This is a genomic window from Pseudoalteromonas sp. ESRF-bin5 (assembly GCF_002632075.1).
Lineage (GTDB): Bacteria > Pseudomonadota > Gammaproteobacteria > Enterobacterales > Alteromonadaceae > Pseudoalteromonas > Pseudoalteromonas marina.
Genome location: NZ_NTLW01000200.1, coordinates 1 through 11483, shown reverse-complemented (window position 1 = coordinate 11483; position 11483 = coordinate 1). Strand labels below are relative to the sequence as shown.

Sequence of the window (11483 nt, the reverse complement as noted above, 5' to 3'; positions counted from 1 at the left end):
AATAAAGTGGCAGGTTTAACGGGTGTAAATAAAAGCTTAATTGTTTTTGCTGCTTTAGTAGTGGTATTGGCAGGGATCAAATCAGCAAGTGTCATTGTTATTCCTTTCATATTAGCGGCATTTATTGCCATTATTTGTAATCCACTAATTAAATTTTTTGCACGTTATAAAATTCCTAAAGGCATTGCAGTGATGCTTGTGGTGCTAATTATTGTTGGGCTTGGAGTCAGCTTAGGTGGCTTAGTTGGCCAGTCCATTAATGATTTTTCACAGCAGCTTCCTGAATATAAAGCCCAACTCAAAGAAGAGTTTATTTGGCTTGTAGACCTCGCCTCCCAGTACAATATTTTAATTAATAAAGAACAACTTATTTCGATGTTTGACCCAGGCAAAATGGTTGATGTAGCAACTAACATGCTGACAGGGCTTGGTGGCGTAATGGCAAACATGTTTTTAATAATCTTAACGGTTATTTTTATGCTGTTTGAAGGCCCATTGCTAAGCAATAAAATACATATGGCTCTTGAAGATCCTGATAGTAAAATGAAGCAAATTGACCGATTTTTAGAATCAATTAATTCTTACTTGGCTATAAAAACACTCGTTAGTTTAGCTACCGGTATTATTGTGTCTGTTTACTTATGGGTTCTAAATGTCGACTACTTTATATTATGGGGTGTTTTAGCATTTATGTTTAATTACATTCCGAATATTGGGTCAATTATTGCGGCTGTGCCTGCCGTGTTACTTGCCTTAATAACTCAAGGCCCTCTAATTGCAGGTATGGTAGCGGCGGGTTACTTAACAATAAACACGGTAATGGGAAACATTGTAGAGCCTAAATTTTTAGGTAAAGGGCTTGGCCTATCAACCCTTGTTGTATTTTTATCTTTAATATTTTGGGGGTGGCTACTTGGTACCGTTGGTATGCTTTTGTCTGTCCCATTAACCATGATTGTTAAAATAGGTCTTGAAACCAGCATAGAGGGTAAGTGGGTCGCCACTTTATTAGGCAGTGGTGAAGATAACGCGATACGTTAACTTCTAGCATTTATTAACTCTATGCCCCATTTAAAATTCTATATAGCACTTAATGCGTCATCAACAGCGTTAAGTGCTCCCTCTAAATAACCTGCTTCTTTTTTCGCGAATTCACTTCCTACTAAGTGAATATTTAAATCTCTTAGCTCACTTGTTAGTTCACCTAAATGGAAATCAGGGTGTTGTGAGGGTTGTGTTTTATCGTCGTTATTGGCAACAAATTCATCCTCAGCCCAATCTTTTATAAAACAATGTGTAGGGTTTCTAGCGGCTTTGCCGTAAAAATAGGTTAGCTGGTTAATACAAGCTTCTATTAATTGTGCTTTGGTAACTTTACTGCGAGTGGAATATGGCACGCCGATAAAGCCAAATAAGGCAGCATGCTTATTGTGTTCTGCACTTGCATCATGTATTTCAACCATGGGTCCGACTCGGCTAAAGCATTGCCCAGATAGATTCCGTTCTCGCCAAAAGGGGTAATCGAATGTGGCCACAAATTTAGCTTGTCCTGCCATCCAAGTGGGCGTAGTAGTCAAACGATTTATAAGCCTCTCACTTGCCCAAAGATTAGGTGTTAGATGTTGGGTTAACATTCGTGGAGGCAGGGCAGTGAGCACTGTTTTTGTTTCAAACTGCTGTATTTTACCATTGTTATTAACTGTTAACTGCCAGTTATCAATACTTTTTTTGAGTTCTGTTACGCAATGATTTAACAATATATGCTTTGAAGGTAGCTGTTTATAGAGTGCCTTGATTAAGGTACTCATGCCATGTTTTAGCCTAAACAATTGCATTTCGCCAGCGCCTGCAATTTGTTGAACTGCCTGATTAGGCATTTGGTATAACACATCACCATGATTGTATTGCTCAAATATCGATAAGTTGAGCGATTTGACCAATGATTGAATTTTTGGTTGATGAGGAAACATCCACGTCGGACCAAGATCAAACCCAACACTTTCACTTTTTATTGAATTTTCACAATAAATACGCCCACCTAAAAATGGTTTGGCTTCTAATAATAAAAACGCAATATTACGTTTATGCAACTGTGTTGCAGCATAAAGCCCTGCAAGTCCACCACCAATAATTATTATAGGCTTGTCCATTAGTTACCTTTTTAAACTTAACAATCTACTAGTAGGTAGTTTGTTTTGTGTGTGCACTATTGTCAAGTGAGTATGCGAGCTAGTCGTGTTATTTACACGTGCTTTAAAAAGGTTGTTTTAAGGATTCTGTAAACTGATTTACTAACTGAATTTCACAGTGCTTGTAGCTGATAGCGGCTGCTTTTGCATTAGGAAGTTTTAATATGTAGCGCCACTGGCAGGCGCTTTCAATGTACTTCTCGTTATTTTTTATACTGCGCATAAATAACTGCAGCACTTGGGTATTACCCGTTGCTTCTTCAGATTGGACTAGTTCGTACTTGCGTTTTTGTATCCAAGTCCCTTGCTCTTGTTTGGCTTTATCGAGCTGGGTGTCAAGGCATTGTATGTAACGCTTAGATTCATTCATAGTTGGCTTATCAACCAATTGGCACACAGCATTAGAATAAGCACTGCCACTTATTATAAGGAGAAAAAACGAAAACAAGTTTGCATACGTATTATTTTTTATCATGGTAATTAAACTCTAATATAAATTGTGCGCCGCCTAGCTTGTCGGCTTCAGTGATTGTCAGTGTGCCGTGGTAAGATGTAACCAAGTCCGAGACAATGGCCATGCCAACACCATGCCCACTTTGGTATGTATCTAAGCGTGTACCGCGTTTAAGTAATGATTCGCGCTTATCTTCTGGCACACCCGGGCCATCATCACTTATACCTATACATAATGTTTTACTTTGCACCACTTGTACCGTTACTTGAGAACGACACGCTTTACAGGCGTTATCAATTAAGTTGCCTAGTAACTCCATTAAATCGGTTTGGTCACCTAAAAAGTAGTCTTTATCAGAAACTATACAATCAAAAATAATATCTTTGTCGCGATAAACTTTAGCCATTGCACTTAGTATTGAGTCGATAACTGGTTTTATAGGCGTTTGTTTTTTCCACGTATCTGATGCGCCAGTAGCTGCACGCTTTAATTGGTGTTCGATCATCACATTTATACGGTCTAACTGTTCTTGTGCGTCAGCATCATTTGCAAGCGGGCTTGATTTAAGAACAGCTAGTGGGGTTTTAAGTGCGTGCGCTAAATCGCTGAGCGATGCTCTGTAGCGTTCTTTTTGCCGTTGCTGAGATTCAAGTAACAAGTTTAAGTCGGCTTTTATGGTTTGTAGCTCAATCGGATAAAGGCCTTTAATTTCTTGTATATCACCAGATTCAATGGCTTTTATTTCTTTATCTAAGCGCTGAAGTGGGCGGGCGCTCCAAATAAAACCGATAGCCATTAAAATTGTTATGGCAATACCCATAACAAACATCCACTCAACAAGTGTTTGTTTAAACCCATCCATTAAGCGAAGTAGAGCGTCGTTACGTTTTACTAAAATGAACCGAGCCTGCTCGGACTGATCAATATTATTTAATATTACGGTTAAACTAAGCTGCCAATAAACCGTATTTTTGTATTCTACGCGCCTAAAGTCAGCAGCACCGGCTTTGGTTTCTATTTGTTGAGGTACAAAGTCGACATTCACCGCTGACTCCGAATGCCAAATTGGCTCTTCGTCTCGGTAAATCATTGCGTATGTGTCAGAGTTTAATCTGTTAAGCTCAGGTGCTAATATAGTGCTTGGCATAATTATGCCATGTTCAGTGAAGTCTACCTCAGATATGAGAGAATAGAGTTGAGCTTCTAGCGTTTTTTCTGTGGCATCGACCAAAGAGGCATAATAGGCTTTGCCAATTGAGTAAAACAAAATAGGCAGTGCCACCAATAAAACAAAGACAAGGATAAATCCTTGCCTTATTTTTAGTGATACTTGCGGCCCTACCACTGACTTTTTAGCCTGTAACCACGGCCACGTAACGTTTCAACTGGGTTGAGGGTGCCCTCTGGGTCTAACTTTTTACGTAGGCGTAAGACAAATACTTCAATTACATTCGAATCAAGGTCGAAATCCTGATCGTAAATATGCTCGGTAAGCTCTGACTTAGAAATAACCTTTTGTGGGTTTACCATTAAGTATTCAAGTACTTTATACTCATAAGCCGTTAGGCTTAACTCTTTGTCATCGACCCAAACTTGTTGCGAACGGGTGTGTATTTTTATAGGTCCTGCTGTCATTTCAGGGTTAGCTTTACCTGCACTGCGGCGAATAAGTGCGTTACAACGCGCTGCTAATTCTTCAACATGAAATGGCTTTGTTAAATAGTCGTCTGCACCGGCATCTAGCCCTTCAACTTTATCTTGCCAGCGATCACGGGCTGTTAAAATTAAAATTGGAATTGTCACGCCTTGGGCACGTGCTTTGTTAATTAACTCAATTCCGTCAATTTTAGGTAAACCCAAATCAACCACAGCCATATCCAAAGGGTATTCAGTAATATGGAATAAACCAGCTTCACCATCGTGACATAAATCCACGCTGTAGCGTTCTTTCTCTAATGCATTTCGTAGGTTGTCTGCTAAATGTAGATCGTCTTCAATAACTAAAATTCGCATTTTTTAATCCTTTTTCACTTCGCCGGTTTTTTTATTAATATGTAAATCAACGACGTGGCCGTCAGATTTGAGTATTCGTACGGTATAAAACTCTGGTTTTTCAGTTATCTTTAGCGTTTTACCGCCAATGCTTTGTTTTGCAAGTATTACCGCTTTCTTTTTATCCACCGGTTGATTAACCTTTTTAGTGGGCGTAGCCGAAGCTTGGCTGTTGCTAGCAAAGCTAACACAAGCAATAAAAATGAGGCTTAACAATACGCGCATAACAGAAACTCCTAGACCAGATAACCTTAGTTTAATTAACTAAGTTACTAAAATTCAAGTAAAAACGTTAAATCCGTAATTACATTAGTAATTTTAATTAAAAACGTGTGAACAAATCCTGAATTACAGGTTGGCTTGTAACAACACGCTGTTATTTATACTGGAAACACTTTTTTGAATGGTTTAACAATTGTATTTACGTATACGCCACCTGAAACGTAAGGATCATCAGTTGCCCATTCACGCGCAGCTTCTAGCGAATCAAACTCTGCAATAATAACTGAGCCAGTAAAACCGGCATCTTGAGGGTCTTCATTATCAACCGCAGGGAAAGGGCCGGCGGTAAGTAGCCTGTTTTGTGCATCAAGCTCTTTTAAGCGTTCTAAGTGCGCTGGACGTGCGGCTTTTCGTAATTCAAGACTGTTTTCAACGTCTGTTGAGTAAATCATGTACAACATAATAGATTCTCACTTAAGTTGTTAAATTTAATTATGCAAATAGTACCACAGAGCTCAAATTTGGCTAACTAAAAGCGTATACACTTAGGTTTACAGTTGGATTTTATTTTTAACGCTAATTGCTTGAAAACCGCTGTATAACACTGGTAGAGTCGCTCAGATACTCAAAATAATAAAAAGGTTTTATACATGAGCGATAATAGAGAGCGATTTAGCTCCCGTCTCGGATTTATACTGGCTGCAGCTGGTTCTGCTGTTGGTATTGGTAATTTAGTGGGTTTTCCCGTTTCTGCGACTAAAAATGGTGGCGGCGCATTTTTATTAATTTATGCTCTATTTGTCGTGTTTATTTGTTTACCCGTGATGATGGCAGAAATGGCCATGGGCCGAAATGCTCAAAAAGATCCGCTCGGTTCATACAAACTTTTAGCAAATAACGATAAAAAATGGAAATTTGCAGGATTTTTAGCCGTTTTAACTCCATTTATGATTGCCGTTTTTTATATGGTAATTACAGTGTGGATATTTGGCTACTTGATACAGGCGGGCATGGGTAACTTAGATGCGTTAGCCGACCCAGCCCATTTTGGAACATTTATTAACAGCTACACAGTATTTGCTTATATGGCAGTGGTGGTTGTTATTGTTAACCTCATTCTACTCGGCGGTGTAAAACAGGGCATAGAAAAAGCGGCTAAAGTATTAATGCCAGCATTGTTGGTAATGCTGTTAGCTTTGGTAGCGTATGTTTTAACGCTAGATAACGCATTGGCAGGCGTTGAGTATTACGTTATTCCTGACTTTTCAAAAATGAGTGCTAGCGTACTCAATGGTGCATTGAGTCAAGCGTTCTTCTCTTTATCGCTAGGTATGGGCATTTTAATGACCTATGCGTCGTATATTTCTAAGAAAGACGACATAGTTAGTAGTGCAAAAATGGTGGCTATTACAGACTCACTAGTCGCGTTTGTTGCCGGCCTTATGGTTTTACCCGCTATATTTAGTTTTGACCCAAATACTAACCCGGAGTCGTTATCAGACTCGTCTGTATCAATGATTTTTGTTTATTTACCTAAAATTTTATTAGCATTACAAAACGATATTGGCTATGTAGGGGCTTCAGTTGTCGCCTTTTCATTCTTTTTACTTGTATTTTTTGCAGCAATAACGTCTTTGGTTTCAATTGTAGAAGTCCCAACGGCAACATTGAGTGATCGTAAAGGTATTAGTCGTAAAAAAGCCTTAGGTATACTAACGCTTAGCACAGGCGTGCTTACAATTATATGTACTATGTCGTTTGGTATGGTTGACAGTTTAACGTCGTTTACCAGCTATGGCGGTGCCAGTAAGAGCTTTTTTGATATTGTAGTTGATGTATTCTACGACACTATTTTACCTCTAAATGGCTTAATGGTGTGTTTGTTTGTAATGTATCGATGGAAAAAAGCGCGTTTAACACAGGAACTAAGCCAAGGTTCACCTAGCTACGAAGGCAGCATGATGGAGAAATACGTTAATTTTTCTCTTTCAACGTTTATCCCATTTATTTTAGCCGTGATATTTATAAACACGGTTGCTACCAAGTTCTTTGGTTTAAAGTTATTTGGCTTTTAAAATGTAAAGTACAAAAAGCCGCGCTTGCCGCGGTTTTTTTGTGCCCAACATTTAGGTTAAAGCACCTGAGTCTAGATAACTCCCAATACCTAGAGTAAACATCCAAATTCCCCACAAGCTATGCTCAATAACACATACAAAGGTTGAGCGGCTTTGAGCGTAAGTATACGAAAATAACAACCCGCCTAAAAAAGCTAAACATACCGCAATCAAATTTGCATAAACTACATGAGCCAGAGCAAACACAGTGGCACTTACAATAATTCGCATACTTTTTTTAGGCATAATGTGTTTATAACGATGAAAAAAATAGGTTCTGAATATTAGCTCTTGAGGGATAACCGATAACACGGGATATAGCAGTAACAAAAGCAGCCAATCATTAAAAGAATTACGAGGGAGGGCAAACCAGTTTTCTTGATGGATGATCCCGTAAAACATACCAGAGAAAACGGCGCCTAATAAAAAGAAACTAAACAGACGATTTTTTACAGCAGAAAACTGTCCAAAGCTGGTAAGCCTGAAGCGTTTAAAGTGTGGGTCGCTCAACAAAAGCATGCAACATACGCTCATTAATATTATAAGCGCAGGAAAAAGCCAATTTGCTAAATGGCTGCGTAAGCTAAAGCCTACTAGCGGTAAAAAAATAAATATGAGGGTAAATTCAAACCAACGGTATTGATTAGCGTTCAAGGTCGTCTCAGGCTGTTTTTTTATAAACTAACAAGCTAAGACGACATTTTTATGACGAAAACTAGTTTACAGCTTCGTCATCATCAGGGAGGTATTTATAAAGGGCAATAATTGTGGCAAAAATACTAACAAACGTAATAGCCATCAAGCCAAAAACTTTAAAGTTTACCCAAAAGTCGAGTGAAAAGTTATACGCTATGTATATGTTAAGTGCAGCAATACCGGCGGTAATAGCTACCCACATTAAGTTTAATTTATCCCATAATGGCTCTGGCACGGTTATTTTTTTATCTGTGTCATTTGCGTTTTCTAAAATAGCGGTTAGTGCCTTTTTTACTAAGTTTTTATTGAGTATGTAACGACTCACAAGCAGCATAATGCTGAAACCCGCGTATATAATAGTGGCTTTCCACTTTACAAATTGCTCATCATGAAACACAAGCGTTAAGGTGCCAAACACGGCGGCAATAGAAAAGAAGATCCACTGGCGGGTCGGTACTTTCCCATGTTTGTAATAGCTAAATATGACTTGAATAAGCGATGTTGCAATTAATAAAGCCGTTGCCCAGTAAATATCTACAAGCTTAAACACTGCAAAAAACAGTATAAGTGGAATGTATTCAATTAATGCGTGCATATACTACCTAAATTATACAAAAATAAATTACAGCGTTTTTACCACATAACACTTGGTAACTACAAGGTTGACTTAAAGCCCTGTAAGCCTTAGCCTGCGTGGCTTTATTTATTCATCATTATATTCCCACGCTAAACGTATTCATTGTTTACGTGTATTTAGGAGCCTTATATGAACAAAACTCAACTTATTGCCGAAATGGCAAAACACAGTGAACTCACTAAAAAAGATTCACAAGCTGCTCTTACAAGTATTCAAAAAGTGATTACTAAATCGTTATCTGAAGGTGATCAGGTGCAAATTAATGGATTTGGTACGTTTGCACTTAGCTATTATCCGGCACGCACTGGGCGCAATCCACAAACGGGCGAGACAATCGAAATAGAAGGGGCTAACAAGGCCGTTTTTAAACCAGCTAAAGCACTTAAAGATTGCCTTTAATACTTCACTTCTACTTACCTTTTTATTTGTACTATCTAGAACAACGCTCTTTTAACGTCATGTAGATTATTCATTAATTATAAATAATTTACATGGGGTTATATCATAAATTAAAATTTAATATAATTTTCAATGATTTAAATTTGGCATCCGTCCTGCTTATTGTTTAGTGAGTTAAACACTTAATTAATTTATAAGGAGAGCCAAATGAATACATTACAATCGCGCACACCACTAAAAGGTAAAAAAATTGCCATTTTAGCCACTGACGGTTTTGAACAAAGTGAATTGTTTTCTCCTCGCGATGCATTATTAAATGCGGGTGCAGAAATAGAGATCGTCTCTATCAAAGAAGGTCAAATTACTGGGTGGAATGAAGATAAATGGGGCGAAAAAGTATCAGTAGATAAACTCGTCACCAATACAAACTCAGCTGATTACGATGCATTAATGTTACCCGGTGGGTTATTTAATCCAGACAGCCTTCGTCAAGACAAACACGCAAAAGCCTTTATAGACGGCTTTTTTGGTGCAGAAAAAAACAAACCAGTTGCTGCAATTTGCCATGCACCATGGTTACTGGCAGAAATTAACAAGTTACGTGACCGCACAATTACTTCTTTCCCAAGTATTAAAAGCGATTTAATGAATGCAGGCGCAAACTGGGTAAATGAAGAAGTGTGTGTAGACAGAGGTTTAGTGACCAGCCGCAGCCCAGAAGATTTAGATGCTTTTAACGCTAAATTTATTGAAGAAGTGCTAGAAGGGAAGCATAAAGCGCACTAAATTTTAATAATGAAAAAGGGCATTTAAATGCCCTTTTAATGTGTTTAAACCTGAGTTTAATTAAAGCTCTGTAGCGGCTTTCATGTTGCTAACAAACGTTTTTAGTTGCGCTGTCATTGCATCCAAATCATCAAGATTGGCTTCAATAATCTTTACTACCGCAGAGCCTGAAATGGCCCCAGCGGCACCTGCATTTAATGCTGATTTAACATCGTCTGGCGTTGAAATACCAAAGCCAAGTAGGGCGGGGGCTGCATGATACTCTTTTAATTTATTTACAATATTACCAGCAGGCATTTGTGCTTTGGTATCAGTACCTGTTACGCCTGCACGTGAAAGCAAGTAAGTATAACCGCGTCCATATGAAGCACACTGGCGAAGAGTGTCGTCATCTGCATTAGGTGTTGCAATAAATATTGGGTCTATACCATTATCCATTGCAGCCTTTCTAAACATTTTAGACTCATGCAAAGGAACATCCGCTACCAAAATAGAGTCTACCCCTACGGCTTTTGCATCTTTGTAAAACGCTTCTAAGCCACGTTTAAACACTAAATTTGAATATAACAATAAACCAATTGGAATATCTGCATTGTATTCACGTATTTCTTTAATGATGTCAAAGCAATCTTGGGTGTTAATATTCACATCAAGCGCACGAATATTAGCGGCTTGGATAACAGGGCCATCGGCTATTGGATCTGAAAAGGGAATACCCAGCTCTAGTCCGTCAGCACCACCATCAATTAAGCTTTTAATGATAGCAATGCTCTGCTCTTTACCTGGATCGCCAATAGTCACAAAGGGAACAAACGCACCTTGTTTTTTCTCATTAAGTGCAGTAAACATAGCGCCATAACGGTCCGTCTTAACTTGGTTCATAGCTGGCCTCCTTCAGATAATACTTTGTGTACATGTGCTAAATCTTTATCGCCACGGCCACTTAAATTAATTACGATTACACTGTCTTGCGTCTGCTCTTCTGCATATTTTAGCGCGTAGGCTAAAGCATGGCTTGACTCCAGAGCCGGAATAATACCTTCGTTTTTAGCTAATGACTGAAATGCGTCAAGTGCCTCAGTGTCACTGATACCTACATATTGTGCACGGCCAGTTTCATGTAAAAATGCATGCTGTGGGCCTACCGCTGGGTAATCTAGACCTGCTGATACAGAGTATGATTCTTCAATTTGGCCATCATCGTTTTGCATAATGTAAGTGTATGTACCGTGTAGTATACCTTTAGTACCCTTACAAATAGTGGCGCCGTGTTCGTGGGTATCTAAGCCTTTACCTGCTGGCTCAACACCAATTAGCTTTACGCTAGGCTCGTCAATAAAATCGGTAAACATACCAATAGCGTTTGACCCACCACCCACGCAAGCTATAACGGCGTCTGGTAAGCGACCTTCAGCTTCAAGCACTTGTTGCTTGGCTTCTTCACCAATTACTTTTTGGTATTCGCGAACAATTGTTGGGAATGGGTGAGGGCCCGCCGCAGTTCCTAGTAAGTAGTGTGCTTCTTGGTAGTTAGCTGACCAGTCACGTAGCGCTTCGTTTACGGCATCTTTTAATGTGCCAGAACCCGCTGTAACAGGAATGACTTCTGCGCCCATTAATTTCATTCTAAATACATTAGGTTGTTGGCGTTCAACGTCTTTCGCGCCCATGTATATACGGCATTTTAAACCTAAAAGTGCGCATGCTAAAGCAGTAGCAACACCATGCTGACCTGCGCCGGTTTCAGCAATTACTTCTTTTTTACCCATACGTTTTGTTAATAACGCTTGGCCAAGCACCTGGTTTGTTTTGTGTGCACCACCATGAAGAAGATCTTCACGCTTTAAGTAAAGTTTAACCTTTGGGTTTTTAACTAAATTACGCGTTAAAGTAAGAGGCGTAGGGCGACCCGCATACTCGTTTAATAATTTGCT

At 39.0% G+C, this 11483-nt stretch carries 14 protein-coding genes; 4 read left to right on the top strand and 10 right to left on the bottom strand.

The window, feature by feature from the left end; genetic code table 11:
• Nucleotides 1-6: 6 nt before the first annotated feature.
• The gene (locus BCG07_RS12205) at nucleotides 7-1041 is read left to right on the top strand and encodes an AI-2E family transporter (protein ID WP_286890338.1); all 1035 of its coding nucleotides are present in this window, start codon (nucleotides 7-9) and stop codon (nucleotides 1039-1041) included.
• 38 nt (nucleotides 1042-1079) lie between these two features.
• On the opposite strand, the gene BCG07_RS12200 is transcribed toward BCG07_RS12205, so the two are convergent.
• From BCG07_RS12200 to BCG07_RS12175, 6 genes are all read right to left on the bottom strand, one after another.
• Entirely contained in the window at nucleotides 1080-2150 is a 1071-nt protein-coding gene (locus BCG07_RS12200; RefSeq protein WP_286890336.1) for a flavin monoamine oxidase family protein, read from the bottom strand.
• Between the two features lie 103 nt (nucleotides 2151-2253).
• The gene (locus BCG07_RS12195) at nucleotides 2254-2664 is read right to left on the bottom strand and encodes a hypothetical protein (RefSeq protein WP_006792225.1); all 411 of its coding nucleotides are present in this window, start codon (nucleotides 2662-2664) and stop codon (nucleotides 2254-2256) included.
• Nucleotides 2651-3988 (bottom strand): ATP-binding protein, encoded by a 1338-nt coding sequence (locus BCG07_RS12190; protein WP_010557521.1) that lies wholly within the window; start codon nucleotides 3986-3988, stop codon nucleotides 2651-2653. The genes BCG07_RS12195 and BCG07_RS12190 overlap by 14 nt, the downstream gene beginning before the upstream one ends.
• Nucleotides 3982-4656 carry a response regulator transcription factor gene (locus BCG07_RS12185; RefSeq protein WP_008127723.1) on the bottom strand — a complete coding sequence of 225 codons (675 nt, stop codon included), beginning with the start codon at nucleotides 4654-4656 and terminating at the stop codon, nucleotides 3982-3984. Before BCG07_RS12185 ends, BCG07_RS12190 begins: the two co-directional genes overlap by 7 nt.
• A gap of 3 nt (nucleotides 4657-4659) precedes the next feature.
• Nucleotides 4660-4920, bottom strand: a complete 261-nt coding sequence (locus BCG07_RS12180; protein ID WP_010557520.1) for a PepSY domain-containing protein — start codon at nucleotides 4918-4920, stop codon at nucleotides 4660-4662.
• Between the two features lie 155 nt (nucleotides 4921-5075).
• Entirely contained in the window at nucleotides 5076-5378 is a 303-nt protein-coding gene (locus BCG07_RS12175; protein ID WP_008127726.1) for a YciI family protein, read from the bottom strand.
• A gap of 189 nt (nucleotides 5379-5567) precedes the next feature.
• Between BCG07_RS12175 and BCG07_RS12170 the strand changes: the two genes are divergently transcribed.
• The gene (locus BCG07_RS12170) at nucleotides 5568-6992 is read left to right on the top strand and encodes a sodium-dependent transporter (RefSeq protein ID WP_058429021.1); all 1425 of its coding nucleotides are present in this window, start codon (nucleotides 5568-5570) and stop codon (nucleotides 6990-6992) included.
• Between the two features lie 51 nt (nucleotides 6993-7043).
• Here BCG07_RS12170 and BCG07_RS12165 read toward each other — a convergent pair whose 3' ends face one another.
• Nucleotides 7044-7685, bottom strand: coding sequence for a CPBP family intramembrane glutamic endopeptidase (locus BCG07_RS12165; protein ID WP_286890335.1), 642 nt, complete (start codon nucleotides 7683-7685; stop codon nucleotides 7044-7046).
• Nucleotides 7686-7746: 61 nt separating this feature from the next.
• The gene (gene ispZ / locus BCG07_RS12160; protein ID WP_008127733.1) at nucleotides 7747-8322 is read right to left on the bottom strand and encodes a septation protein IspZ; all 576 of its coding nucleotides are present in this window, start codon (nucleotides 8320-8322) and stop codon (nucleotides 7747-7749) included.
• 171 nt (nucleotides 8323-8493) lie between these two features.
• On the opposite strand from ispZ, the gene BCG07_RS12155 reads away from it, so the two are divergent.
• Complete coding sequence (locus BCG07_RS12155; protein WP_286890333.1) at nucleotides 8494-8763, top strand: HU family DNA-binding protein; 270 nt, start codon at nucleotides 8494-8496, stop codon at nucleotides 8761-8763.
• A 207-nt stretch (nucleotides 8764-8970) separates the two neighbouring features.
• On the top strand, nucleotides 8971-9549 hold the full coding sequence (locus tag BCG07_RS12150; protein ID WP_006792216.1) for a type 1 glutamine amidotransferase domain-containing protein: 579 nt from the start codon (nucleotides 8971-8973) through the stop codon (nucleotides 9547-9549).
• Between the two features lie 60 nt (nucleotides 9550-9609).
• On the opposite strand, the gene trpA is transcribed toward BCG07_RS12150, so the two are convergent.
• Both trpA and trpB read right to left on the bottom strand, forming a co-directional pair.
• Complete coding sequence (gene trpA, locus BCG07_RS12145) at nucleotides 9610-10431, bottom strand: tryptophan synthase subunit alpha (RefSeq protein ID WP_286890331.1); 822 nt, start codon at nucleotides 10429-10431, stop codon at nucleotides 9610-9612.
• A partial coding sequence (gene trpB / locus BCG07_RS12140) for a tryptophan synthase subunit beta (RefSeq protein WP_286890329.1) occupies nucleotides 10428-11483 on the bottom strand: 1056 nt, incomplete at its 5' end. The genes trpA and trpB, both read right to left, overlap by 4 nt.